Here is a 24,148-nt window from a genome sequence, read left to right on the forward strand (position 1 = left end):
GAACACCCCCGCCCGGGCCCCCCGAATAGCTTCCCCCTCCAGGAGGATCGAGCAAGTAATTGTGAGGTGGCGGTGGGGGTGATGGCGGCTCCTGACGGGCTACCTCCCCGGCAATTCGCAGAAGTTCGGTTTCTCGACTGTCTTTAGCCCCTTCAAGAAGTTTTTTGATCTCCTCAAGGTCAATCGCTCGCCCTGACTGGAGATCGCCCCGACTGGCCGTTATCACAATCCTGCTGGCACGAGCGAGGGCTTGATACATGGGCACCCTGACCAGGGAGTTCCTGTCTAGGGCACGGAAACCATCTACCTCATGGTCACCCGATGAGATCCAGATGCCGACACCAGCCGCGTGAGCGATGGCCGAGTACAGCTCTTTCCTGAGCGTATCGGATTCACTGCCGAACTCGGCATCCACGCTCCTACCGTCTAGGAGGTCTTGGTAGGCCGCAGCAATTAGGTCCAGCCATTTCCCGCTAGCCAAGCGAATAGATTCCGCGACCTCCTGCTTCTGAAGCCAGATTCGGTAAATGTGTTCACGCTGGCGATCCCTTTCCGCCTGTGCGGCAGCTCGCTCGACTGCCTTCCGCTCACTTCTGATGGTGATGCGAGCTATCAGTATCAGGGTGACGGAAGAAAGCAATGTTCCAGCAATCGTGAGCCAGTCTCCGCCATCCATGGTTCCCCCCTGCGATGCCGTACTTGGAAGCGCTCACGGCTGCCGCGCCCCCGTCTTTCATACCCAGCCACGTTGTCGATGTGAGGTGGAATGACGTGCCGCTACCAGAAAGTGACATGCCATGGCCACCCACCGACCCATGCGTACAAAACGCGATTGCCGACTGGGACGCCTGGTACTCCAATGACCCGGATCGGCTCGGCGACCTCTACCTCCACCGCGGCATCCGCGAACTGCCCGAGAACCGGCCCAGCCAGTACCGCGGCGGAGTCATCGGCGCCATCAGCCGTTGGTTCTGGGGGCAGCCCACCGAGCCCGGCCAGAAGCGCGAGAAGCTGCACATCCCGCTCGCCGGGGACATCGCCCGCACCAGCTCGATGCTGCTGTTCTCCGAGCCTCCCACGCTGACCGGCTCCAACGATGCCACGAAGAAGCGGCTGGAGAAGCTGTCCGAGCAGCTCCACCCGACGCTGCTGGAGGGCGGCGAGGTGTGCGCGGCCCTCGGCGGCGCGTACCTGAGGCTCGTCTGGGACGAGGAGATCTCGGACCCGCCATGGCTGACCGCCGTCCCCGCGGACCAGGCCGTGCCCGAGTTCGCGCACGGGCGGCTGCGCGCCTCCACGTTCTGGAAGGTGGTGGAGGTCGACGGGAACACGGTGTGGCAGCACCTGGAGCGTCACGAGCGCGGCCGGATCCTGCACGCCCTGTACGTCGGCACTCCCGGCATGCTTGGCCGCCGCGTGCCCCTCCAGGACCACCCGGCCACCGAGCCGCTCGCACGGGAGATCACTCGCGAGGACTGGATCGAGACCGGGGCCCCGAAGCACCTGACCGCCTCGTATGCGCCCAACGTCCGCCCCGCACGCGCCTGGAGAAACATCCCGGCCGCCGCCTACTGGGGGCAGAGCGACTTCCAGGGCATCGAGCCGCTCATGGACGCCCTGGACGAGACCTGGTCCAGCTGGATGCGGGACATCATCAACGGCAAGGGCCGCATCGTCGTCCCCAACAGCATGCTCGACAGCCTCTGGCCCGGGCAGGGCGCCGCCTGGAACGAGGACCGGCGGATCTACTCCGGCCTCAACATGCTCCAGCGGCCAGGCGACCCCAACCCGCTGGAGGTCGTCCAGTTCGAGATCCGCGTCCAGCAGCACATGGACACCTGCTCCGCGCTCGTCGCCGAGGCCGCCCGGCAGGCCGGCTACTCGGCGAGCACGTTCGGGGAGCGCGGGGACGGCCAGGCGGTGACCGCGACGGAGATCAAGGCCCGCGAGCGCAGGTCGCTGATCACCCGGGCGCGGAAGGCGCTGTACTGGCAGCCCGCGATCGCCGAAGCGCTCGCCGCGCAGTTGGCGGTGGAGGCCGGGCCGTTGTTCGGTGTCCGCGGCTTGGACCTGGAGCCGCCGAAGGTCGAGTTCCAGGACTCCATCAGCGAGGGCCTGGGCGAGCTGGCCACCACGGTGGAGCTACTCAACCGGGCCGAGGCCGCATCCCGGGAGACGTCGGTGCGAATCTTGCACCCGGACTGGGACGACCATCAGGTCATGGCCGAGGTCGACAAGATCCTTGGCGAGACAGGCCGAGCTGTGTCGGATCCGATGATGAGCGGCGCAGAGGGTTTCCACGGTGCGCCTCATACGATGGAGAGAGATTCTGGTGGTGCAGCCCAATAAGGGGTTCACATGTCGCCCTCACCACCGAACACGGGTCCATCCCCCTCGGCGGGCTCATCGGATTCGCAGCGAGCAAGCCGAGTCCGGAGAATTCTTGCTGCCTCACATAGCTGGCAAACGTTGCTGGCGGCGCTGGTCGCTGGAGCAGCAGCCATATTTGTAGCGGTCTTGCCCGGCGGCGGGAGCGGAGGGGGAGGCGATTCCCCCTCACCTTCGCCCAGCGAAAAATCGCAGTCGGAGGCCTTTGTCAACATCAACACGATCACACAGACAAGCGTCCTTGACCAGGCTAAGCGAGTGATCGTGACCCTTGCCGGGGACTATGGCGGACTTCGTCAGGGTTGGGCTGTCTATGCATTCGGGCAGGAGCAGACGCCCCGGGGCGCGTCCGCCACCTCTGCGTCTTGGAAAGTGCAGCAAGCAACAGTTGATCCAGAAAAGGAAAAGTGGACCGCGAAGTTTACGATCGATAAAACTCCGGTGACTATGCACTGGTCTGCTGCTTTCGGCCCTGAAAGCACAGACGAGGAATCCTGTTGCCCTACGGAAACTCCCGGCGAACCTTCAACTAGCGCACCTTCAACTAGCGAACCTTCGGCTGGCGAATCTTCAAGGCACGAAGCAGCCGAAGCCAAAGAGAACCTTAGACTTGAGGGTCCAAGAAGCGATCTCGCAGTGGCTCCCGCGCCGACAAAGACGACGGTGATCACGCCTGCCCCTTAAATGGCTCCTGCCTGGGAGGTGGCATGCCCGTCTCCCCAGCGATGGCAGAGGGCCTCGCGGCTGAGGTTGCCCGCCTCTACGAGGACGCCGAAGCAGTGCTCCTCGAACGACTCGCCGCCGCGCTCGAGGCCGACATCGAAAACCCGAGGTGGGCAGAGCTGAAGCTCGCCGCGATCGGCAACCTTCGCACCGCCGTGGAGGACGTGGCGAACGCCCTCCAGCAGGACACCAACGGCGCCGTACGCCGCGCCCTGATCGAGGCGTACAACCGAGGCCGCCAGGCCACCGTCGCCGAACTCGGGGCCCTGGACATCGGCCGGGAGCTGGTGGCCCGCGAGACGCTGCCCAACGCGCCGGCCGTGGACCGGCTCGCCGCCTCGATGGCGGCCGACACGCGGCCCGTGTACGCGCGGATCACGCGCGCGGTCGTGGACGTGTACCGGCGGATCGTGTCCGGCCCGGCCGGGAACGTCCTCCTCGGCACCATGACCCGACGGCAGGCCAGCCAGCGTGCCCTGAACCAGTTCGCGCAGCGCGGCATCACGGGCTTTCGTGGACCGCTCCGGGCGCGGCTGGGACATGGCGTCGTACGCCGAGATGGCCGTCCGGTCCGTCACCGCCCGCGCGGCCGTGGAGGGCCACGTCGATGTGCTCGCAGAGATGGGCGTGGGCCTGGTGGTGGTGTCTGACGCTCCCGTTGAGTGCCCGCGCGCCCGGTGGGAGGGCGAGGTACTCACCCTGACTGGGCCTCCCGGCCCTCAGACCGTCCTCGCCGAGCATGCCGCGCCGCCCGAGCAGCCGCGCCGCGGGCTGCTGCGCCGCCGGCCACCGACGCCCCCGGTCGTCGTCCACGTCGCCGGGAGCCTGATCGAGGCGCGCGCCGCAGGGCTGTTTCATCCGAACTGCCGCCACAGCCTCGCTGCCTACCTGCCGGGGGTGTCCACCCGGCCGCCGCACCACGCGACACCGGGGACGACGTACGAGGACACGCAGCGGCAGCGGGCGATCGAGCGGCATATCCGCCGGTGGAAGCGCGAGCAGGCCGCCGCGATGGACGAGGGCGCGCGCAAGCGCGCTGGGGCGTACATCCGCAAGTGGCAGAAGACCGCACGGGAGCACGTGGCCGCGCACCCGGAGCTGCGCCGCAAGCCGCACCGCGAGCGGATCGGCTCGGCGCGCTGACTCGGGAACACGAAAGCCCGCCCCGTCCGCAGACGGGGCGGGCTCACCGCTCTAAGAGCGAGCAGCACGCGTCCACTTGACGAACTCGGCCACGAGGCTCAGGGAGTCTCGCCGCCTACCGTCGGACAGCAACGGCCACGCGAGCCAAGTCGGAGCCAGCAGGACAACGACCAGGATGAGCGGGACCATACCCACGGCGGCCGTCAAGCCGCGCACTGTGCCAACACCGATCACGGGAATTTCCTCAATTCCGCTTCACAAGGTGATGGACAGCGAACCGGCACGCTAACAGCACCGGCGTATAGGGCTCGTAAGCCCACGTACCACTCATGGGTCCGCCACCTTGCGGACCCATTCTCATGCTCCCGGCATCCGCCGCACGGCGACCGCCGGACGATCCCGCACGGGAGACACCATGCAGCACCCTTTCAAGCACCCGCTCGCCACGCACCACGCGCTGGAGGTACTCGGCTACCGCCGCAACGGCTCGCCGATCTACGCCATCGCGGGTGGCAACGGCGAGGGCGAAGGCGGCGCCGGAGACGGAGGCGCAGCAGGCGGCCAGGGCGGAGGCGACGGCGGCTCCGGCGGCCAGGGCGGAGGAGACTCCGGCCAGGGCTCCGTCGACGGCGGCCAGGGCGGCACAGGCTCCGGGGACGGAGACGGCACGGACTGGAAGGCCGAGGCGCGCAAGTGGGAGAAGCGCGCCAAGGACAACCACAGCGAGCTGGAGTCGCTCCGCACCGCGAACATGAGCGAGCAGGAGAAGGCCATCGCCGAGGCGGAGAAGGCAGGCCGCACGGCCGCCGCATCCGAGTACGGCCAGAAGCTCGCCGCCGCAGAGTTCCGCGCGGCCGTCGCCGCCGCAGGCATCGACCTCGGCGAAGCGGCCGAGTACATCGACATCTCGCGGTTCGTCGGCGACGACGGCGAGGTCAACGTGGCCGCCATCAAGAGCGCGGTGACGAAGTTCTCCAAGCTCGCCCCCGCCAAGGGCCCCGGCCGCTCCGGCGGCGACCTCGGCGGCGGCTCCGGCCACCAGGCGCCCACCCTCGACCAGCAGACTGCCCAGGCCAAGGCCGACGGCAACTGGCGGCTCGCCATGCAGCTGGAGAACTCCAAGCTGCCCGGCCTCGCCGCGACACAGCAGCAGTAGACACGGGCCCGGCCATCGCCGCGCCCCGACACCCGTGAAGGAGAGTGGCCATGGCCGGCATCACCGGACTCGGCACCACCTACAACCTGCCCAACTACACGGGCATCCTCCACAGCCTCACCCCGGCCGACACGCCGTTCTTCTCCGCGATCGGCGGCCTGACCGGCGGTGGGCAGACGGACTCGATCGAGTTCGAGTGGCAGACGTACGACCTGCGCGCAGCGGCGCAGAACGCGAAGCTGGAGGGCGCGGACGCGCCGACCGGTCAGGAGCGCGTGCGGGCGAACGTCTCCAACATCGTGCAGATCCACCACGAGACGGTGGAGGTCAGCTACACCAAGCTGGCCGCGACCCAGGCGAAGGCCGGCATCAACAACGCCGAACGGAACCCGGTCACCAACGAGCTCGACTGGCAGGTTGAGCAGATGCTGAAGCAGATGGTCCGCGACATCGAGTTCAGCTTCCTGCGCGGCACATACAACAAGCCGGCGGACAACACCGTTGCCCGGCAGACCCGTGGCCTGCTGGAGGCCATCGTCACGAACGTGGTCGCTGGTGGGGCTGCCACGCTGACGGAGGACATGGTCCTGGACCTGCTCGAGTCGGTGTGGGACAACGGCGGCATCCAGGAGTCGGAGACCGCGACGCTGCTGTGCGGCAGCGTCCACCCACCGGCCTGATCGACGCCGTCACCGCCTTCACCTGGGCCAACGGCGACTTCATCCGTGTCACCGCCAAGTACGAGGCCGCCTGACCATCCTTCACCCCGAGCCCCAAGCCCCGAGCCGCCCGGCTGGGGCCTTTCTCATGTCTGGAGGCCCCATGGCCATACCCCTGTCCGCTTCGAGGCTGGTGGAGATCCTCCGCGCGGAGGGTCTGACGGTCCACGAGGTCCGCTGGTGGCGCACCCACAACCGCAACAGCAAGGGGCCCTGGGGCCCGGTTAACGGCGTGATGATCCACCACACCGTCACCTCCGGCACCGCGGCCTCGGTCGACATCTGCTACGACGGCTACAGCGGCCTGCCCGGGCCGCTGTGCCACGGCGTCATCGATATGCAGGGCCACGTGCACCTCGTCGGCAACGGCCGCGCCAACCACGCCGGGAGCGGCGACGGCGACGTCCTGGCCGCCGTCGTCGACGAGCGCTCCCTGCCCGCCGACAACGAGACGGACACCGACGGCAACCGCCACTTCTACGGCTTCGAATGCATCAACCTCGGCAACGGCCGCGACCCGTGGCCCGCCGAGCAGCTGCTCGCCATCGAGAAGGTCTCGGCAGCGATCTGCCGGTACCACGGCTGGAACGAGCGCAGCGTCATCGGGCATCTGGAGTGGCAGCCCGGCAAGGTCGACCCGCGCGGCTTCACCATGACGTCGATGCGCAGCCGCATCCGCGCGCGCCTCGGCAAGAAGCCCACCCCGGGCGGCAGCTCCGGCTCGGCCGGCGTGACGTACACCGTGCGCAAGGGCGACACCCTCTGGTCGATCGCCCGCGCGCACGTCGTGACGGTCCCGGCCATCGTCGACGCCAACGACCTCGACGACCCGTCCAGCATCAGCGTCGGGCAGAAGCTCAAGATCCCGGGCGGGACGACCACCACGTACAGGGTGACCCGTGGGGACACCCTGTGGTCGATTGCCGCCAGCCGCCTCGGTGACGGCTCCCGCTGGCGCGAGATCGCCACCCTCAACCGGCTCAAGGACGCCGACGACCTGAGCATCGGCCAGACGCTCAAGCTCCCCAAGAAGTGAGGAACACGCCATGGCTGCACCCGTAGATAAGAAGGTCAGCGCGGCCACCGCCGCCGCATACGTCGGCAGCACGGGCCTGCTCGCCTCGCTGGAGGCCGTCCAGGACCACGCGGAACTGGTCGGGTGGATGCCCCCCGCGCTGGCCCCGTTTCGTCCTCGCCCTGGTCCCGGCCGCCATCACGTTCGTGTCCGGCTGGGCCGCCAAGCACAGCCCGCGCGGGGTGATCGAGTGACGGTGCCCGAGGCGTCCGTCGCGGTCGAGCTGGAGCGGCTCCGCGGCACGGTCTCCACCGGCTTCGCCGAGGTGAAGGGCTTCCTGTCCGTGCTGGTCGAGCGCTCCACCCGCAACGAACAGGACCTCAAGCAGCTACGCGAGGACACTGACAAGGCCATCGTGGCACTCACCACCACCCAGGTCGAGGCGCTCAAGACGAGACGCTGGCCGCTCCAGACCGCCAGCGTGCTCGTTGGCGTCGGCGCCCTGGTCGTCGCCATCATCGCCCTCTTCCTCCGCTGAAACGGTTGCCCCCTCTCGCCTTCGGGCGGGAGGGGGCGTTTCTGCGTGTCTGGATACGCTGCTTCCATGATCCGCGCAGTGATCTTCGACGTCGGTGAAACCATCACCCGTGATGACCGGTACTGGGCATCCTGGGCCGACTGGCTCGACGTCCCCCGGCACACCCTGTCCGCCCTCGTCGGTGCCGTCGTCGCCCAGGGACTCGACAACGCAGAAGCCCTCCGACTTATCCGGCCCGGCATCGACGTGGCTGCCGAGTACGCCGCACGTGAAGCGGCCGGACGCGGCGAGCACATCGAGGAGACGGACCTGTACGACGACGTCAGGCCCGCGCTCGCCGCACTGCGCGACCTCGGGGTCCGGGTTGTCATTGCGGGCAACCAGACCACCCTCGCGGGTGAACTCCTGCGGGCCCTGAGTCTTCCGGCCGACCTGGTGGTGACCTCCGGCGACTGGGGCGTGGCCAAGCCCTCCGCGGAGTTCTTCCAGCGGGTGATCGACGTCGCCGAGGCGGCGCCCGTCGACACGGTGTACGTCGGCGACCACCCCGCCAACGACGTGATGCCCGCGGCAGCGGCCGGACTACGTACCGCGCACATTCGGCGCGGCCCATGGGGGCACCTGTGGGCCGACGACCCGAACGTCATGGCGACCGCCGACTGGCGCATCGACAGCCTCATGGACCTGGCCGCGATCGTGAGCCAATAGGTTGCCCCGCCCAGTCGCCACCGGGCGGGGCAAGCCGGTACCCGCGGCGTGACGCCGCAGCTACCTTCGGAGTGGACGCACCGAACGGAGCCAGTATGCCCAGCGCCAGCATGCGTGAGGTAGGCCAACGCATCGCCACCATCCGCCGCGCCCGCCGGATGACACAGGCCGAACTCGCCCGAGCCGCCTTCGTCTCCCTAGCCACCGTGAAGGCCATCGAGCGCGGCGCCCGCGCCCCGAGCGACGACACACTCGACTCGCTCTCAGGAGCCCTCAGCGTCGACCCCAGCCACATAGTCACAGGCAGCACCCGCACAGACAGCCGCGTCCACGCCGCCATCCCTGCCATCTCTGCGGCGATCGCCGCCTACGACATCCCCACCGACGCGGAGCTTTGCTCACTGCACGAACTCGCCCAGGCGGCCGACACCCTGGTGCAGTGGCGGCTTGGCGCCCAGTACGCCCGCATCGCCGAGCGCGCACCGAAACTCCTCGCCGACACCCTCACGGCGCTGCACCACACCTCGGGCGCCGACCGGCTTCGCGCCGCCCACCTGCTCGCGGTGGCCGCGCGGTCCGCTGACGCCGTCGCCTACAAGTACGGCCACCGCGACCTATCCGCCCGCCTCGTCGAGCTGATGCGGTGGGCCGCCGATCAGACGGACGACCGCATCGCCCAGGCCACAGCCGCCTACGTTCGCACCGAGACGTTCTTCGCCGCCCGCGCCCACACGCAAGGTCTCGCCGCGCTTGAGCGGGCCATTGACGCCAGCCCCAGCCCACTCGGCCGGGCCGCAACCGCCGCACGTGGGGCACTGCACATGCGGGCCGCCGTCATCGCCGGACGCGCCGGCGACGCCGACGCCGCAGCCCTGCACCTCGCCGACGCTCGCCGCCTGGGCGACACGCTCACCGAAGGCGCCTACAACGGCACTGCGTTCGGCCCGGACTCGGTGCGTGCCCACGAGGTGTCCGTGGCGATCAGCCTGGGCCGAGACCATGTTCAGCGCGCCCTCAACGTGGCGGAGGAGTGGACGCCCCCAGAGTCCCTGCCGGCCGAGCGGCAGTCCGGGTTCTGGATCGAGCTGGCCCGCGCCCAGGTCTGGGCCGCGAGCCCTGACGACGCCTTCGAGTCACTGAAGGTCGCTCGGCACATCGCGCCGCAGCACACCCGCGAGCACCCGTGGGCCCGCGAGGCCGCCGCGACGGTCCGCCGCCTGAAGAGAGCAGACGCCGAGTCACTGACTAGCTTCGCCGACTGGATCGGCGCCATCTGAGGGGATACACGCTGTATCCCTTGCACCCCTTGTAACGGACCATTATCTGTCCGTAGCCACGCAACGGACAGATGGGAGCCGTGGTGAGCACCCGCACCGAGCCGCTAGTCACGGTCCAAGGGCACGTGAGCATCGCCCGTCTGCACGGCCGGGCTTGCTGGTACTGCGGCGCCGTCAGCCGCGCCCTGTGCCCTGCAGGCCGCGCCCGGCGAGAGGCCGGCCGACTGTGGAACATCGTGTCCTGCGGATGCCACAAGGCGCCCATGTTGACTGCTGCGCGGGAGAGCTGATGAGGGCTGTGGAAGCTTCCAACACCAGGGCCCTCACGCTGTTGCCGCTCCCTAAGGTGTCCAACCTGACTGGGGTACAGACCCGCGGCGCGTCCTGCGCCTGGTGCCAGACCCCGCTCACCATCGAGACGGCCGTCGACCTCGGCGAGCGCCCCGGGCCCGGCGGGGTGACCATCTTCCCCCGCGGCTGCTGCACATGCGTCCGGTCGGTCGCGGACCGCGTGTACAAAATCCACGTCGCGAAGTGCAGCCAGTGCCTCCGCAACCAGCACTGCCCCGACCGCGACGGCCTGCGCCATCTCGCATCGGAGAGCGCGCCGTGACGTGGAAGCCGAAGCCTCCGCCGCCTACCGAGCTGACCTACGGCCAGTACTCGGGCTGGAACTGCTGCTGGTGCAACGCCTCACTCCGAGAAGGCGGTGTGAGCGCAGGCGTGTCCCGCGGCGGCGTCGAGGCCTATGGGCTCGACACGCAGGTGTATGCCTGCGGCCCCCGGTGCCCACAGCGCCCCAAGAGCCCCCGTTCGCCCCGTACCCCATGAGCACCGGGGTGGGCGGGTCCAGCGCCTCACACCAGAGGCGTCGTCCACAAGAGGAGGAAGCACGTGACCATCGCGTTGGAACGTCCCGTGGGCACCACCGACCCGATCACCCTGGTTGACCCCGAGGTGACCAACCGGCTCGCCCTTCGCATCACCACCGACCACCCCGACATCGGCGGGGCGACCGCCCGCCGCATCATCGGCCAGGCCGCCGCGTTCGTCGCCGCTTCCGGGCAGCAGCCCGGGCAGTCCCTCGCCCCGAGCAAGCTGGTCGACATCGGGTGGCACGCGTTCATCCTGCACACCCTCGACTACGCCGACTTCTGCCAGCAGGTCGTCGGCCAGTTCGTGCACCACGTACCCACCGCGAAAGCGCCCGGCGGCAGCGCCGAGACCCGACAGCGCACCCTCGCAGCCATCACGGCGGCCGGGTACACCATCGACCACGACCTGTGGGGCAGCTCGGCGGACTGCAACCAGTGCCACGCCGGATGCACCGACAGCCCCAACACGTAGCAGCGCGCCCATGCAAGACTCCAGCCGTCCGGTGTCTCCACCGGACGGCTGGCCCGAAGAGCGGAGCTTGAGGTGACGGACACAGCGATCGCCTGGGACACGTACTCGCGGCAGCGGCCCGAACGCCGGCCGGTGAACGCGGCTGGCGAGACGACCTGGTTCAACTGGACCCAGTACCCCGACCACGGGCCTGGATCTGAGCTCTTGCGCCTGCCGCCCGGGGGCCGCGCACTGGACCTCGGCTGCGGCAAGGGCGGCAACGCTGCGCACCTGGCCGCGATCGGCATGCGCTCCGTCGGTATCGACGTCTCGACCGCACAGCTGCACTCAGCCGAAGAGCGCTGGGAGTGCTTCACTGGCCTGGAACTCCACCAGGTCGACGCTGTCAGCTTCCTGCGGGAGACGGCGGAGCCCTTCGACGCGGTGTACTCGGTGTACGGGGCGCTCTGGTTCACCGACCCGGCCCGGCTGCTGCCTGCTGTACATAAGCGTCTGCGCCCTGGCGGTCGGCTGGTGTTCTCGCAGCGGCCTCCCGTCGAGGGCTGCTACGGCTGCCAGGCCTCGTACATTCCGCGTGGCCCGGACGAGGACCCGCTCGTCGTGAAGCGGTGGGACTACGAGCCCGACGCGTGGGAGCAGCTGCTGGCTGGGCACGGCTACATGGACGTACGAGCGATGGTTCTGCCAGCGCCGCCCGGGCCGCGCACGGTGGGGACGCTGATCGTCCAGGCTCGCGCGTGACTCAGACCGGCCCCGCTCGTCTGCTGCCCCCGTGGCGGATGGGCGGGGCCTCCTGGTCATCGGACGAGTTCAGCGAGGGGCACTCTCAGGGCGTCGGCGATGAGGAGCAGCTCGGTGAGGCTGGGGGCGCGCTGAGCGGTCTCGTACCGGTGGATCGTCTTGTGGTCGAGGCCGACGCGCTCGCCCAGCTGGACCTGGGAGAAGCCTGCATGTCGGCGGGTTTCGCGGATGCGGTCCCCGATGACCCTGCGGCGGGCTAATACCCAGTCGGGCAGGGGGTCGATTGGCACCCGATAAAGCTGTAACGATCATGACGCCGCGTCTTTACCCGTATGGGTAAATATCGCGAGCACGATGGGGAAGGCGTGTGTTAGGGACTGCCACCCCCCAGCGCATACGGATGACGCCCGGTGTACCTCTGTCCGCCGGAATGCGTCGTTCCTGGCTCTGACTCCGGTCAGAGCAAGCCGCCCCACCCCGCGCACGGGGTGGGGCGGTCTACGTTTGTACGAGCGCCCCCCGCCGATCCGCTCGGCGGGGGTCGCCGCCCGCGGGCCAGGCCTCCCCGCCCGAGTCCCGCAGGTGGCGACGAGCCTCTGTCTGGCGCGCGAGGGGAGTCACGCCGTCCTCGTCTGTGCTGGCAGCCTATGACGCCTGCCCGGTAGATCAAGTCCCCCGCACAGGCGATGACAAATTCATGATCACTTGGGGGTGTGGACTCTATGCGGACTTTGATCATGAAAGCGCCCTCCGGGATGTGGTCCCGGAGGGCGTCTGACCTGCAGTGGAGCCTAGGGGAGTCGAACCCCTGACATCTGCCATGCAAAGACAGCGCTCTACCAACTGAGCTAAGGCCCCGGAAGAGGAACGTCCGCCCGGAGGAACCACGTCCCGGTCGGCGTCGGAGACCAGAGTACCGGGTCACCCCCGTGATTCCGCAAAAGGATTGGGGGTCCCCGTCGCCGACCACTCTCCGTAAGATGCTCGGCGTGGTTCGCTACCGCGAACCGCCGTACTTGGGGAAGCGATGGGGAGACGCAATGGACGCCGCACAGCAGGAAGCCACCGCAAGAGCGCGGGAACTGCAGCGGAACTGGTACGGGGAGCCGTTGGGGGCGCTCTTCCGTAGGCTGATCGACGATCTTGGTCTCAACCAGGCTCGTCTCGCGGGGGTTCTGGGACTGTCCGCACCGATGCTCTCGCAGCTGATGAGCGGTCAGCGGGCGAAGATCGGCAATCCCGCTGTGGTGCAGCGGGTGCAGCTGCTTCAGGACCTGGCGGGGCAGGTCGCGGACGGCAGCGTGAGCGCGGCCGAGGCCACCGAACGCATGGAGGAGATCAAGAAGTCACAGGGGGGCTCGGTGCTCAGCAACACCACGCAGACGACGAGCAGTTCGGGGGCGCCCACGGTCAAGCGCGTCGTCCGGGAGATCCAGTCGCTGCTGCGCTCGGTCGCGGCGGCGGGCGACATCATCGACGCCGCGGAGACCCTCGCCCCGACGCACCCGGAACTGGCCGAGTTCCTCCGGGTGTACGGCGCCGGCCGCACCTCGGACGCGGTCGCGCACTACCAGTCCCACCAGAGCTGACCCCGCCTCCCGGCTGCCGAAGGGGGTTCGGCACCGGGCGTCGGGTGAGGTGAAGGGGGCCGCGTCACGGTACGGGCGGGCACGAGGGGGCGTGTGCCGTACGGGGGAACCGGTCGACGCGAGGGGGCGTGTATCGCTCATCGGGGGAGCCAAGGGGAGCCGTTTCGCCCGTCGGGGAGTCGTAACGCTCACCGAGGGGGAAGCAAGGGGGGAGACCACAGGGGGAGGAGCGACGTACAGCCATGGGTGAGGTGTTCGCCGGCCGGTACGAACTGGTCGATCCGATCGGACGCGGAGGGGTCGGCGCCGTCTGGCGCGCCTGGGACCACCGCCGCCGCCGCTATGTGGCCGCCAAGGTCCTGCTCCAGAGCGACGCGCACTCGCTGCTGCGCTTCGTCCGCGAACAGGCCCTGCGGATCGACCACCCCCATGTGCTCGCCCCCGCCAGCTGGGCCGCCGACGACGACAAGGTCCTCTTCACCATGGACCTGGTCGCCGGCGGCTCACTGGTCCACCTAGTCGGCGACTACGGCCCTCTGCCGCCGGCCTTCGTCTGCACGCTGCTCGACCAGCTGCTGGCGGGGCTGGCCGCGGTGCACGCGGAGGACGTCGTGCACCGCGACGTCAAACCCGCCAACATCCTTCTGGAAGCCACCGGTACGGGCCGGCCGCGGCTGCGGCTGTCCGACTTCGGCATCGCCATGCGGCTGGGCGAGCCCCGCCTCACGGAGACCAACCTCGTGGTGGGGACGCCCGGTTATCTCGCGCCCGAGCAGATGTTGGGCGCGGAGCCGGACTTCCCCGCCGACCTTTTCGCCGTGGGCCTGGTCGCGCTGTACCTGCTGGAGGGCGCCAAGCCGGACAGCAAGGCGCTCATCCAGTACTTCGCCGAGCACGGAACCCCCGGTGCGCCCAAGGGCATTCCGGAGCCGCTGTGGCAGGTGGTGGCCACGCTGCTCCAGCCGGACCCGCAGGCCCGGTTCCGCACGGCCACGGGGGCACGCAAGGCGCTCGCCGCCGCCGTGGAGCTCCTGCCCGAGCCGGGCCCGGACGACGAGCTGATCGAGATCTTCGACCAACTCGGCCCGCTGCCCCCGGGGTTCGGGCCGAACGGACCACTGGAGAAAGCCCGGGGTCTGCGACCGAGAGAGGACGAGCCGCCCGGCCCGGCGACGGACGAGGAGAGCTCCGGTCCGGCAGCCGACCAGCAGCGGTACGGTTCCGCAGCCGACCAGCAGCGGTACGGTCCGGCGGCCCAGGAGCCACCCCGGCAGGACGCCCAGGCCCCCTCGGGAACGGAGGCGTCGGCGTCGTGGCAGGGCTCCGCCGCGCCCGGCGACGGCGACGCCTGGTCCGACCCGGGCGCAGCGGTCGTACAGCCCGGCTCCGGCCAGGACACCGCGCCACCGGCGGCCCCCGCTCAGCCGCCCTCCATGTCGGACACCGGCAGCTTCCACCTGCCGCCGCCCCAGGCCACCGCCACCAACTCCGCCACGCCGGGCGACGCACAGGGCGATCCACCGGCCTCACACCAGCAGGCCCTCTACTCCCCCTACGACCCCACACACGCCCTGTCCCCGTCCCAGCCGCTCCCACCGGCGTACCCGAACCACGCGGGTTATCCCGGTCAGTCGCTGCCCCCCGCAACCCAGCAGCACACCAACACCTCCACGGCCCCCTACACCGCCCAGACCCCGCAGACCCCGACCCCGCAAGTCCCACCGTCCGGCCAAGGGACTCCGTCCGGCCAAGGGACTCCGTCCGGACAGGGCACTTCACGGCACCGAGCACACCGCCCGCCCCGCCGCCCCGGTCCCCCGGCCAAGGTCGCGGTCCCGCTCCTGCTCCTCGCCCTGGCCTGCTACGCCGTGGGGTTCTGGGCCCTGACCCGCATCTGAGCACGCGTGAGCACCAGCCCGGGCGGCCGCCCGGCTCCCTCACCCGGCGCCTACCCGGTGCTCCTCCGCCGAGCCACCACGGTCCACACCCCGAGCCCCACCAGCAGCGCGCTCCCCGTGCCGATGCCGCCTACCGCGACGACCCGCATCGCCGTGTCGTCACCTCCGGCCACGCCCTCGGCCGCCGCCTCCCGGTCCTGGTCCGAGACCTCGAAGACACCCTTCGGCTCGGACTCGCCCACGTAGTCGGGCCCGCCCCGCGCCGCCCCGCTCACCCGGACCCGCAATGTCATCGGGAACGGCCCGTCCCCGAAGGTGTCGGCGACGCTCTCGGCGAGGTGGGCGACGAGGTAATAGGAGCCGGCGAAGCGCACCGCAGCGACCCGGCCGACGGCGGCGTAGCGGTTGGCGTGGTCGACCGGCGGCAGGATGGGCAGGCTGCCGGACTTCTGGCCGCCGTCGTAGCCGACGCCCACGTCGGCGACGGGGCCGCGCGCCGGGTTGTACAGGGCCAGGTCCAGCGCGTCGGGCGCGTAGCCGGTGCCGCCGGAGGCCGAGCTGCCCAGGTCGGCGGTGACGTGGAGCTGCTGGCCCCAGTCGACCGGCACCTCGTAGAAGAGCGTCTCGCCGGGCCGGATGTCGTCCCGCCAGACCCCCTGGTCCAGCGGGGTCGCCCCGGCGAACCCCGCACCGCCCCGGCGGTCCTCCGCCTCCCCTTGGAGCGGCTCGGGCGAGGCGGAGTTCCACACCTCGGGTGCGCTGGTCGGCCCGGTCTTCGCCGTCCGGGGCTCCGTCATCGCGACGAGTTCCAGGTCCCAGGCGTCGGGCGAGGAGCCCTCGCCCTTCGGGTCGACGCGCTCGACGGACACGTAGTAGGCCCCGGCCTCCCGGCACAGCGGCTTGGTGGGCGAGATCTCGCGCCGGCCCCATGCCGCGATCGGGTGCGGACTGCGGGCGGCGCCGAAGCTCGCCGTGTCGACGGAACAGGGGGCGCCGTCGTCGTCCTGCACGGACACCTTGAGCCCGTCGATGACGGAGACGGTACTGCCGGGGGAGGGGACGGCCGTGACGGAGACGTACGCGTTCGAGGTGGCGTCGAGCTGGAGGCGGTAACTGACCTTGCCGCTGCTCGGGAGGGAGCTCTTGTAGGCCGTGCCGGGCGTCAGCGCCACGGCGTCAGCGGTGCTCCTCGCCCCCTCGATGTGCCGGGCGTCGTCGGCGAAGGCGTACGGACTCGGCGACTGAGCCGCCGTACCGGACGCCCCGGCGGCGGCCGGGGCGGCCTGGCCGGGCACCACGGCGGCCGTCGTACCCAGCACCACCGCCACGACGCCCAGGCGCACGAGCACCGACGGACGACGGCCGCGCCACGCGCCCGCACGCCCCCACGCCGTACGACACCGTCCCCTCACGCGCCACCCCTCCCGTCACCGGACCGCAGAACCGCCGTGCGCCCTCGAACCGTGGAACCGTGGCCCATCCTGCCCCGCCGCCGCGCCCGGCACCCCGCCGTCCGCGCAAACACACAAAACCCCGACCGCGAGGCGGCCGGGGTGTGCTCGGTATGGGATGTCGTGACTCACGAACCCGTGGGCACGGAGTCAGTCGCCTCCGTCCACAGATCCTGCTCGGCGCGATCCGCCTGGATCTGGCGGTACACGAGGAGCCCGCCGATGGCGGCCAGTGCGACCAGGAGAAGCTTCTTCACCGCGCGACCTCGTCTTTCCTTGACGTAGGGGACCTCTGGCGCCCGACTATACACACCGACCGATACCGATCGGTGACCTGAGTCGGCCCTCAACTCCCGTCCGGGGAACCGCGATAGCAGCGGAGTCCGCCACTCCAACCGGAGAGTGATCACACGCCGACCGACGGTTACTTCGACCCCTCTCGCCCCTTTCCTCACCTTTTCGCACCTCTTGCGCCCATCCGGGTGGTGTTCATCCGAACATCGACGCGCCACGGGCGTCGGTCCACCACTTCTCGGCCCCCATACACATCATGAGGAAAGTACGCAAATCGCCCGACCCGAAAGTGAGGGGTTATGGCCCGGAACAAGGTCATGAAGCTCTGGACCGCCATCGTCACCGCCTTCCTCGCCCTGTGCACGGCGCTCGGATTCGTCACCACGACCGCCGCGGCGGCGGTACCGCAGACCGAGCAGGAGCGCAACAGCGCGCTCATCCCGCAGCAGCGGACGGCACCGGCGGCGGCCGCCCCCAGGTCCTTGTCCTACGCCAGGGCCCTGCCCCCCACGATGAAACAGCGCATCCACGCCGAGGCCCACGGCAAGTCCCCCAGCTGCCGCCACCGCACGCTCGCGGATACGACGGCGTCCCCCACCGCCCACTGCCCCGTCGACGACACCGAGGCCGACCCGGCGGACCATCTCACTCCGCTCCAGCGCTGAGATCACCGGCATCTCCCGGCGATCCGCGTACAGGCCCGGCGGCTCCCAGGAGCCGCCGGGCCTTCTTCGACGAGTGATGTCAGCCCTTGGAGAGCGTGACCTGTGACTCCTGCTGTCCGGTGTCGACCGTCACCGGGTAGTCCCGGTCGTCCGCCCGGGCCCTGCTGCGTATCGTCGCGGCACCGGGCTGGAACGAGGTGCCGGGCTCCTGGCTGGTGAGGCTGACCGACCAGGGGACGGGCGCACCCGGGGTGCAGGCCACGGTCGTCTGGTAGGACGCGCCCGGCGTCCCCTTCTTCTGGATCTGGAAGACCTGCCCGTTGAGCGAAACGCTCGCGGGCTTGTTGCACGTCACGGTGCCGCCGACGGTGACCCGCCCCTCCGGCACCTCCACCGTGCCCTCGGGGTCGACGGTCATCCCCATGGCCAGTTCGGCCGGAGGCTCGGGCATGACCGCGTGCACCGCACCGCGCAGCGGCACCGTCGAGCCGTTGCAGTACTGCTCGAAGGTGGCGTCGAGCTCGCTGATGTAGCCGTAGGGGCCGAAGGCGATGTGCTCGATGGTGAAGGAACCGGAGTTGGTGTTGCACCACTTCTCGGTCCCGTTGTCGGTCCCGCTGAACACCAGTTCCGGATCCTCCGGCTGGGCGTCGGGCCACTGCTTCGCCCCGGTGTACGTGGTGCCCTCGGTCAGCTTCTGACCGTCGGGGGCGGCGACGATGAGCCGCCAGAGCGTGCCCTGCTCCGCGTCCACCGCGACGGTCAGGCTGTTCCCGTCCGTGCTGCCCTGGACGTCGAACATCTGGACCGCTCCAGCCGTGTACTCGTACGACTGACCTCCGGATATGGGCTCACCCGCGTCGCCGCTGAAGCTCAGCGTTCCCGACGCCGCGCTGTAGGCCTGCGCGGTGCCCGCCAGCGGTGCGACCGCGAGCGCGGCCATCGCCGCGACAACCCCCACCGTCCGGGCCAGGACGCGTCTGGGCATGGTGCTTCTCGTCAAGGTTCCCCCCAAGGGAATGACTCCGGGGAGGCCGGCCGGCCTCACTCAAGAAGCGCTGGGACGTCGGCAAGCGTCACAGGAGCCTCATAGGCAACGCACGCGCTTCCCGGGGTACTTCCCGATCCCCTGTCCCCCACGAAGTCGCACGACGCAAGCGGGGCAGGACGAACGAGTACAGACGCCCCCAGGCGGCCCAACAGCGCATGCGCGGTCGGGGAGCGAGAGATGTGCTGGACACGTCCCGACCGTCGACACAGGGAGTAAACCAATGCGTCTGCCTACCATCGCCGCAGCCGCCGCTTTGGCTTTGACCGGTGCCCTCTCCATCGTGGGCACGACGGCCGCCCACGCCCAACCCGAACCACCTACCCCACCCGCCGTGGTCGTCCCTCCGCCCAACGTCGTCGTCCCTCCTGGAGCCGTGGTCATCCCTCCCCCCAACGCAGTCGTCCCTGCTGGAGCCGTGGTCGTCCCTCCGCTCGGGGAGATGCCTCCCGGGCAGGACGGCTGAGGAACCCACCCGGTCGCTTGCCCGGACCGCGACATGCGCCGGGCGACAGGGGGTGGAGGATTTGCGGGGCAATAGCGGGGCAACAAGATCAACACATGTAGAAGCCCGGTAGTCCTGGAGACCTACCGGGCTTCTCACCTGGCGCTTTGCCGATGTGGGGCTAACAGGATTCGAACCTGTGGCCTCATCCTTATCAGGTCGATCATGGGACCCCTGGAACATCGGCCAACTCGTCTCCCGCCTCGACTGGCTGTCCGTCGAGGCTCGGCGGTGTACGCCGCTGTCCGGCCTTGTTGGTGTCAGGTACTGGTGTCAGCGATGAGGGACGCTCATGACAAACCCAACACAGCCTACTAAGCGGCTCCGCCGAAGTCTGCTGCTGATCCGCACCTGCGGTACAAACCTGGCCGCTCCTGGTGAACGGGGCTCGGGGGTGAGCTTGTGACAAGATCGCGGGATGCTGCGACTCACCGATTTCATTGTCGACTGCCCGGACACGATGAAGCTGGCGGCTTTCTACTCCGAGGTGACGGGCCGTCCGATCAAGAAAGGCAGCTCCGCGGACTGGGCTGGCATCCAGTTCGGCGAGATCGAGCTGGCATTCATCCGGGTGGATGACTACCGCGCTCCGCAGTGGCCCGACACCGAGCACCCCAAGCAGTTCCACCTCGACTTCGAAGTGGACGAGATCGAGTCCGAGCAGCGCCGCGTCCTCGACCTCGGCGCGACGCTGAGGCAGGACTTCATCGGCCCCAACGGCTACGGCTGGCAGGTCTACACCGACCCGATCGGCCATCCCTTCTGCCTGTGCCGCAACAAGGGCGTCATCTGGACCGACCAGGGCCCGATCTGGCCCAAGCGCGACTAATTAGCCGCCCACTTCCTCACCACCACTCGTCCCAGCTCCCATCCCGTCTGCCGTCGACCCACAAACCGTGGAGCGGGCGTGGTCCCTGGCGTCCAGGTGGAGCGCGCCACTGTACGAACGACCTGGACGCCATGGGCCGCGTCTGCTCGGCTCTGCCTGGGTCGATGGCGGGCAGGATGGGAGCTCCCCCGCGCACGCCACTACTCCGCCGGCACTCGCGAACGGCGCCCCCGCCATCACGGTCCGGCTCGCCCGGCACACCTGCGACACCCTGCTCGCCTTCCTGAAGGCACCCCACGGTGGCTCAGGCGATCCTCCGGCACAGCCAGATCAGCATGACCATGGACGTCTACACGCACGTGGTCGGCGACAGTGAGCGGGAAGCGGTCGGCATGCTCGCGGAGCTGCTGGAAGATCCGCTCATCGGCTGACCACCGCTGTTGGTGTCAACCGTAGGTGTCAAAAGACCCCCAGCCGTATCGACTGGGGGTCTTCTCGCTGGTGGGGCTAACAGGATTTGAACCTGTGGCCTCATCCTTATCAGGGATGCGCTCTAACCAACTGAGCTATAGCCCCGCCGCGCTCTGCGGTGTGTGTCCCGCGCGCTGACCCCTGAAGATTAGCGCACGACATGGGCAGTCCCAAAATCGGTTGTCGGGACAACGTCAAAGGACGTCACTCGTCCTCGGCGAGCGTCAGCTCCACACCGCCCACGAAGCCCGCGGAGAGGTTGTAGATGAACGCGCCGAGCGTCGCGAGAGCCGTAGCCAGGACGACGTCGATGACCGCGATGATCGACGTGAACATCAGGACGTTGGGCAGCGACAGGAAGGCCTGGAGGTCGAAGCCGTTCGACTCGTTGGAGCCGGTCGCCTCGGAGATCGTGCCGCCGACCGTGGAGAAGACGCCCATCGCGTCCATCACCATCCACAGCACGGCGGCCGCCACGATCGTGCAGATGCCCAGGGCGATGGAGAGCAGGAAGCTGACCTTCATCACCGACCACGGGTCGGCCTTGGCCACGCGCAGGCGGGCCTTGCGGACGCGCGGCGTGGTGCGCGCACCCGTGCGCGGACGCCGTACGGCAGCGGCGCCGGCACCGGCCGCCGCCGGCTGCGCCGGGTAGGCCTGCGGCGGGTGGTACGGCCCGGCCTGCTGCTGTGCCTGCCGTTCCCCCGGCAGGGGGGAGGCCGTCTGTCCGGCGGTGCCCTGCTCCTGCGCGGCCGGCTCGGGCTGCGGCTGGGCGCCGGACGCGGACGGGCCCGCTCCAGCGGTCTGCTGCTGGGTCTGCGGACCTCTGGTGTCCGTCACAGTTCCCCCCTGTGATCCATGCGTGTCAGGCGAGGGCGAGTCCTTGGTCGGGGACTTGATCGCCTTCAGGTTGGTCGTGTGCGGGTCCGCCGCACGCGCGGCGGAGCCACGGCCGCCGTCGTCCGTGTCCGTACCCTTCGAGGTACCGGTCGGTCCGGCGCCCGTGGCTCCGCTCACGCTGACTCACTCCTCGTGCTACTCGGGCGAGGGCACCTCACCCTCGTCCGTGCCGGTGGTCGCGGCACCTTCGGCGGTCTCGTCGACGACCACGTCGCCGTCGACCTCCTCCGCCTCGCGTCCCGCCTCGGCGTTGCGTGCGATGCCGACGACGGCATCGCGCTTGCCCAGATTGATCAGTTGGACGCCCATGGTGTCACGGCCGGTTTCCCTGATCTCGTTGACTCGCGTACGAATCACACCGCCGCCCAGCGTGATGGCGAGGATCTCGTCGGTCTCCTCGACCACCAGCGCGCCGACGAGAGATCCACGGTCCTCCACGATCTTGGCGGCCTTGATGCCGAGGCCGCCGCGACCCTGGACGCGGTACTCGTCGACGTTGGTCCGCTTCGCGTACCCGCCGTCGGTGGCAGTGAACACGAACGTACCGGGTCGAACAACATTCATCGAGAGCAGCTCGTCGCCCTCGCGGAAGCTCATGCCCTTGACGCCCGAGGTGGCGCGGCCCATGGGACGCAGGGTTTCGTCGGACGCTGTGAACCTGATCGACTGTGCCTTTTTGCTGATCAGAAGCAGATCGTCGTCCGACGAGACCAGTTCGGCTCCGATCAGTTCGTCGTCCGAACCGTCCTCCATCGAACGGAGGTTGATCGCGATCACACCGCCGGAACGCGGCGAATCGTAATCCTTCAGAGGCGTCTTCTTCACAAGTCCGGCCTTGGTGGCGAGAACGAGGTACGGAACCGCCTCGTAGTCGCGGATCGCCAGGATCTCGGCGATCGCCTCGTCCGGCTGGAAGGCGAGCAGGTTCGCGACGTGCTGGCCGCGTGCGTCCCGGCCGGCGTCGGGCAGTTCGTAGCCCTTGACGCGGTAGACGCGGCCCTTGTTGGTGAAGAACAGCAGCCAGTGGTGCGTCGTGGACACGAAGAAGTGGTCGACGATGTCGTCTTCCTTGAGCTTCGTGCCGCGGACGCCCTTGCCGCCGCGCTTCTGGGCGCGGTAGTCGTCGGTCTTGGTGCGCTTGATGTAGCCGCCCCGGGTGACCGTGACGACGATGTCCTCCTCGGCGATCAGGTCCTCGATGGACATGTCGCCCTCGTAGGGGATCAGCTTGGTCTTGCGGTCGTCGCCGTACTTCTCGACGATCGCGGCCAACTCCGCGCTGACGATGCCGCGCTGACGGACCGGGGAGGCCAGGATCTCGTTGTACTCGTTGATCTTCGCCTGGAGTTCGTCGTGCTCCTGGACGATCTTCTGGCGCTCCAGGGCGGCCAGTCGGCGCAGCTGCATCTCGAGGATGGCGTTGGCCTGGATCTCGTCGATCTCCAGGAGGCTCATCAGGCCGCCGCGCGCGATGTCGACGGTGTCGCTGCGCCGGATCAGCGCGATGACCTCGTCGATGGCGTCCAGGGCCTTCAGCAGACCGCGCAGGATGTGCGCGCGCTCCTCGGCCTTGCGCAGCCGGAAGCGCGTACGGCGGACGATGACCTCGATCTGGTGGGTCACCCAGTGGCGGATGAACGCGTCGAGCGAGAGCGTGCGCGGCACGCCGTCCACCAGCGCCAGCATGTTGGCGCCGAAGTTCGTCTGCAGGTCGGTGTGCTTGTAGAGGTTGTTCAGCACGACCTTGGCGACCGCGTCCCGCTTCAGCACGATGACCAGGCGCTGGCCGGTGCGGGAGGAGGTCTCGTCGCGGACGTCCGCGATGCCGCCGATCTTGCCGTCCTTGACCAGGTCGGCAATCTTCTGGGCGAGGTTGTCCGGGTTGACCTGGTACGGCAGTTCCGTGACCACCAGGCACTGGCGGTTCTGGATCTCCTCGACCGCGACGACCGCGCGCATGGTGATGGAGCCGCGGCCGGTGCGGTACGCCTCCTCGATGCCCTTGCGGCCGACGACGAGCGCGCCGGTCGGGAAGTCCGGGCCCTTGATGCGCTCGATCAGCGCGTCCAGGAGCTCCTCGTGGGACGCCTCGGGGTTCTCCAGGTACCACTGCGCCCCGGCGGCGACCTCGCGCAGGTTGTGCGGCGGGATGTTGGTCGCCATGCCGACCGCGATGCCGGCCGAGCCGTTGATCAGCAGGTTCGGGAAGCGGGCCGGCAGGACGGTCGGCTCCTGGGAGCGGCCGTCGTAGTTGTCCGTGAAGTCGACGGTCTCCTCGTCGATGTCACGGACCATCTCCATCGACAGCGGCGCCATCTTGCACTCGGTGTACCGCATCGCCGCCGCCGGGTCGTTGCCCGGGGAGCCGAAGTTGCCGTTGGAGTCGACGAGCGGCATGCGCATCGACCACGACTGGGCGAGGCGCACGAGGGCGTCGTAGATGGAGGAGTCGCCGTGCGGGTGGTAGTTGCCCATGACGTCGCCGACGACGCGGGCGCACTTGTAGAAGCCGCGCTCGGGGCGGTAGCCGCCGTCGTACATGGCGTACAGCACGCGGCGGTGGACGGGCTTGAGGCCGTCGCGGACGTCCGGCAGCGCACGCGAGACGATGACGGACATCGCGTAGTCGAGGTACGAGCGCTGCATCTCCGTCTCGAGCCCGACGGGCTCGACGCGCATGGCCAGGGCGTCACCCTCGGGCGTCGTCACGGGAGTGTTCTCGTCGGTCATTGCTGGTGAAGGT

At 69.2% G+C, this 24,148-nt stretch carries 23 protein-coding genes and 2 tRNA genes; 17 read left to right on the forward strand and 8 right to left on the reverse strand.

Going from position 1 to position 24,148, the window contains the following annotated elements; all coding sequences use genetic code 11:
• The first annotated feature begins 792 nt into the window (after positions 1–792).
• The 12 genes from SCNRRL3882_RS20370 to SCNRRL3882_RS20440 all read left to right on the forward strand — a co-directional run bounded on the left by SCNRRL3882_RS20370 (position 793) and on the right by SCNRRL3882_RS20440 (position 11,755).
• On the forward strand, positions 793–2,349 hold the full coding sequence (locus SCNRRL3882_RS20370; protein WP_010032631.1) for a phage portal protein: 1,557 nt from the start codon (positions 793–795) through the stop codon (positions 2,347–2,349).
• 746 nt (positions 2,350–3,095) lie between these two features.
• Entirely contained in the window at positions 3,096–3,761 is a 666-nt protein-coding gene (locus SCNRRL3882_RS42250) for a phage minor capsid protein (protein ID WP_267880825.1), read from the forward strand.
• Positions 3,670–4,254: a phage minor capsid protein gene (locus SCNRRL3882_RS42255; protein ID WP_267880826.1), complete on the forward strand. Its 585-nt coding sequence runs from the start codon at positions 3,670–3,672 to the stop codon at positions 4,252–4,254. The genes SCNRRL3882_RS42250 and SCNRRL3882_RS42255 overlap by 92 nt, the downstream gene beginning before the upstream one ends.
• 415 nt (positions 4,255–4,669) lie before the next feature.
• Complete coding sequence (locus SCNRRL3882_RS20385; RefSeq protein ID WP_010032638.1) at positions 4,670–5,410, forward strand: hypothetical protein; 741 nt, start codon at positions 4,670–4,672, stop codon at positions 5,408–5,410.
• 50 nt (positions 5,411–5,460) lie between these two features.
• Positions 5,461–6,090, forward strand: coding sequence for an SU10 major capsid protein (locus SCNRRL3882_RS20390; RefSeq protein WP_010032640.1), 630 nt, complete (start codon positions 5,461–5,463; stop codon positions 6,088–6,090).
• Positions 6,091–6,232: 142 nt separating this feature from the next.
• A complete protein-coding gene (locus SCNRRL3882_RS41800; protein ID WP_010032642.1) occupies positions 6,233–7,165 on the forward strand; it encodes a LysM peptidoglycan-binding domain-containing protein in 933 nt (310 codons plus the stop codon).
• Between the two features lie 10 nt (positions 7,166–7,175).
• Positions 7,176–7,682: a hypothetical protein gene (locus SCNRRL3882_RS41805; RefSeq protein ID WP_231911152.1), complete on the forward strand. Its 507-nt coding sequence runs from the start codon at positions 7,176–7,178 to the stop codon at positions 7,680–7,682.
• Positions 7,683–7,748: 66 nt separating this feature from the next.
• The gene (locus SCNRRL3882_RS20415) at positions 7,749–8,390 is read left to right on the forward strand and encodes an HAD family hydrolase (RefSeq protein ID WP_010032644.1); all 642 of its coding nucleotides are present in this window, start codon (positions 7,749–7,751) and stop codon (positions 8,388–8,390) included.
• A 95-nt stretch (positions 8,391–8,485) separates the two neighbouring features.
• Entirely contained in the window at positions 8,486–9,667 is a 1,182-nt protein-coding gene (locus SCNRRL3882_RS20420; RefSeq protein WP_010032645.1) for a helix-turn-helix domain-containing protein, read from the forward strand.
• Between the two features lie 346 nt (positions 9,668–10,013).
• Complete coding sequence (locus tag SCNRRL3882_RS20425) at positions 10,014–10,280, forward strand: hypothetical protein (RefSeq protein WP_158688377.1); 267 nt, start codon at positions 10,014–10,016, stop codon at positions 10,278–10,280.
• A 281-nt stretch (positions 10,281–10,561) separates the two neighbouring features.
• Positions 10,562–11,014 carry a glycine-rich domain-containing protein gene (locus SCNRRL3882_RS20435; protein WP_010032649.1) on the forward strand — a complete coding sequence of 151 codons (453 nt, stop codon included), beginning with the start codon at positions 10,562–10,564 and terminating at the stop codon, positions 11,012–11,014.
• Positions 11,015–11,086: 72 nt separating this feature from the next.
• Entirely contained in the window at positions 11,087–11,755 is a 669-nt protein-coding gene (locus tag SCNRRL3882_RS20440; RefSeq protein ID WP_010032651.1) for a class I SAM-dependent methyltransferase, read from the forward strand.
• 56 nt (positions 11,756–11,811) lie between these two features.
• Here the strand turns inward: SCNRRL3882_RS20440 and SCNRRL3882_RS20445 are convergent, their stop codons facing one another.
• Both SCNRRL3882_RS20445 and SCNRRL3882_RS20450 read right to left on the reverse strand, forming a co-directional pair.
• The gene (locus SCNRRL3882_RS20445; protein ID WP_029180675.1) at positions 11,812–12,045 is read right to left on the reverse strand and encodes a helix-turn-helix domain-containing protein; all 234 of its coding nucleotides are present in this window, start codon (positions 12,043–12,045) and stop codon (positions 11,812–11,814) included.
• Between the two features lie 495 nt (positions 12,046–12,540).
• Positions 12,541–12,613 (reverse strand) — tRNA-Ala (locus SCNRRL3882_RS20450).
• A 182-nt stretch (positions 12,614–12,795) separates the two neighbouring features.
• On the opposite strand from SCNRRL3882_RS20450, the gene SCNRRL3882_RS20455 reads away from it, so the two are divergent.
• Both SCNRRL3882_RS20455 and SCNRRL3882_RS20460 read left to right on the forward strand, forming a co-directional pair.
• The gene (locus SCNRRL3882_RS20455; protein ID WP_010032653.1) at positions 12,796–13,344 is read left to right on the forward strand and encodes a helix-turn-helix domain-containing protein; all 549 of its coding nucleotides are present in this window, start codon (positions 12,796–12,798) and stop codon (positions 13,342–13,344) included.
• 242 nt (positions 13,345–13,586) lie between these two features.
• Entirely contained in the window at positions 13,587–15,242 is a 1,656-nt protein-coding gene (locus SCNRRL3882_RS20460; RefSeq protein ID WP_010032654.1) for a serine/threonine-protein kinase, read from the forward strand.
• Between the two features lie 50 nt (positions 15,243–15,292).
• On the opposite strand, the gene SCNRRL3882_RS20465 is transcribed toward SCNRRL3882_RS20460, so the two are convergent.
• Positions 15,293–16,591, reverse strand: a complete 1,299-nt coding sequence (locus tag SCNRRL3882_RS20465) for a hypothetical protein (RefSeq protein WP_010032655.1) — start codon at positions 16,589–16,591, stop codon at positions 15,293–15,295.
• Positions 16,592–16,821: 230 nt separating this feature from the next.
• A complete protein-coding gene (locus tag SCNRRL3882_RS41810; protein ID WP_003999697.1) occupies positions 16,822–16,950 on the reverse strand; it encodes a DLW-39 family protein in 129 nt (42 codons plus the stop codon).
• Between the two features lie 336 nt (positions 16,951–17,286).
• Between SCNRRL3882_RS41810 and SCNRRL3882_RS20475 the strand changes: the two genes are divergently transcribed.
• Positions 17,287–17,652 carry a DUF6344 domain-containing protein gene (locus SCNRRL3882_RS20475; RefSeq protein WP_010032677.1) on the forward strand — a complete coding sequence of 122 codons (366 nt, stop codon included), beginning with the start codon at positions 17,287–17,289 and terminating at the stop codon, positions 17,650–17,652.
• Between the two features lie 79 nt (positions 17,653–17,731).
• On the opposite strand, the gene SCNRRL3882_RS20480 is transcribed toward SCNRRL3882_RS20475, so the two are convergent.
• Positions 17,732–18,640, reverse strand: a complete 909-nt coding sequence (locus tag SCNRRL3882_RS20480; protein ID WP_040902366.1) for a hypothetical protein — start codon at positions 18,638–18,640, stop codon at positions 17,732–17,734.
• Between the two features lie 983 nt (positions 18,641–19,623).
• Here SCNRRL3882_RS20480 and SCNRRL3882_RS20485 point away from each other — a divergent pair.
• Positions 19,624–20,034: a VOC family protein gene (locus tag SCNRRL3882_RS20485; protein ID WP_010032682.1), complete on the forward strand. Its 411-nt coding sequence runs from the start codon at positions 19,624–19,626 to the stop codon at positions 20,032–20,034.
• A gap of 299 nt (positions 20,035–20,333) precedes the next feature.
• On the forward strand, positions 20,334–20,465 hold the full coding sequence (locus SCNRRL3882_RS20490) for an integrase (RefSeq protein WP_010032683.1): 132 nt from the start codon (positions 20,334–20,336) through the stop codon (positions 20,463–20,465).
• A gap of 68 nt (positions 20,466–20,533) precedes the next feature.
• Here SCNRRL3882_RS20490 and SCNRRL3882_RS20495 read toward each other — a convergent pair.
• The 3 genes from SCNRRL3882_RS20495 to gyrA form a co-directional block, all read right to left on the reverse strand.
• A tRNA-Ile gene (locus SCNRRL3882_RS20495) sits at positions 20,534–20,610 on the reverse strand.
• A gap of 99 nt (positions 20,611–20,709) precedes the next feature.
• Positions 20,710–21,522: a DUF3566 domain-containing protein gene (locus tag SCNRRL3882_RS20500; protein ID WP_010032684.1), complete on the reverse strand. Its 813-nt coding sequence runs from the start codon at positions 21,520–21,522 to the stop codon at positions 20,710–20,712.
• 18 nt (positions 21,523–21,540) lie between these two features.
• Positions 21,541–24,135, reverse strand: a complete 2,595-nt coding sequence (gyrA, locus tag SCNRRL3882_RS20505) for a DNA gyrase subunit A (RefSeq protein ID WP_010032685.1) — start codon at positions 24,133–24,135, stop codon at positions 21,541–21,543.
• Between the last annotated feature and the right edge of the window lie 13 nt (positions 24,136–24,148).

The sequence above is a fragment of the Streptomyces chartreusis NRRL 3882 genome (genome assembly GCF_900236475.1).
Taxonomy (GTDB): domain Bacteria; phylum Actinomycetota; class Actinomycetes; order Streptomycetales; family Streptomycetaceae; genus Streptomyces; species Streptomyces chartreusis_D.

Coding starts and splice junctions, on each gene's coding strand:
- SCNRRL3882_RS20455 (WP_010032653.1), top strand. CDS start 12,796: ATGGACGCCGCACAGCAGGAAGCCACCGCAAGAGCGCGGGAACTGCAG.
- SCNRRL3882_RS20370 (WP_010032631.1), top strand. CDS start 793: ATGCCATGGCCACCCACCGACCCATGCGTACAAAACGCGATTGCCGAC.
- SCNRRL3882_RS20475 (WP_010032677.1), top strand. CDS start 17,287: ATGGCCCGGAACAAGGTCATGAAGCTCTGGACCGCCATCGTCACCGCC.
- SCNRRL3882_RS41800 (WP_010032642.1), top strand. CDS start 6,233: ATGGCCATACCCCTGTCCGCTTCGAGGCTGGTGGAGATCCTCCGCGCG.
- SCNRRL3882_RS20385 (WP_010032638.1), top strand. CDS start 4,670: ATGCAGCACCCTTTCAAGCACCCGCTCGCCACGCACCACGCGCTGGAG.
- gyrA (WP_010032685.1), bottom strand. CDS start 24,135: ATGACCGACGAGAACACTCCCGTGACGACGCCCGAGGGTGACGCCCTG.
- SCNRRL3882_RS41805 (WP_231911152.1), top strand. CDS start 7,176: ATGGCTGCACCCGTAGATAAGAAGGTCAGCGCGGCCACCGCCGCCGCA.
- SCNRRL3882_RS42250 (WP_267880825.1), top strand. CDS start 3,096: ATGCCCGTCTCCCCAGCGATGGCAGAGGGCCTCGCGGCTGAGGTTGCC.
- SCNRRL3882_RS20460 (WP_010032654.1), top strand. CDS start 13,587: ATGGGTGAGGTGTTCGCCGGCCGGTACGAACTGGTCGATCCGATCGGA.
- SCNRRL3882_RS20420 (WP_010032645.1), top strand. CDS start 8,486: ATGCCCAGCGCCAGCATGCGTGAGGTAGGCCAACGCATCGCCACCATC.
- SCNRRL3882_RS20415 (WP_010032644.1), top strand. CDS start 7,749: ATGATCCGCGCAGTGATCTTCGACGTCGGTGAAACCATCACCCGTGAT.
- SCNRRL3882_RS20390 (WP_010032640.1), top strand. CDS start 5,461: ATGGCCGGCATCACCGGACTCGGCACCACCTACAACCTGCCCAACTAC.
- SCNRRL3882_RS42255 (WP_267880826.1), top strand. CDS start 3,670: ATGGCCGTCCGGTCCGTCACCGCCCGCGCGGCCGTGGAGGGCCACGTC.
- SCNRRL3882_RS20485 (WP_010032682.1), top strand. CDS start 19,624: ATGCTGCGACTCACCGATTTCATTGTCGACTGCCCGGACACGATGAAG.
- SCNRRL3882_RS20480 (WP_040902366.1), bottom strand. CDS start 18,640: ATGCCCAGACGCGTCCTGGCCCGGACGGTGGGGGTTGTCGCGGCGATG.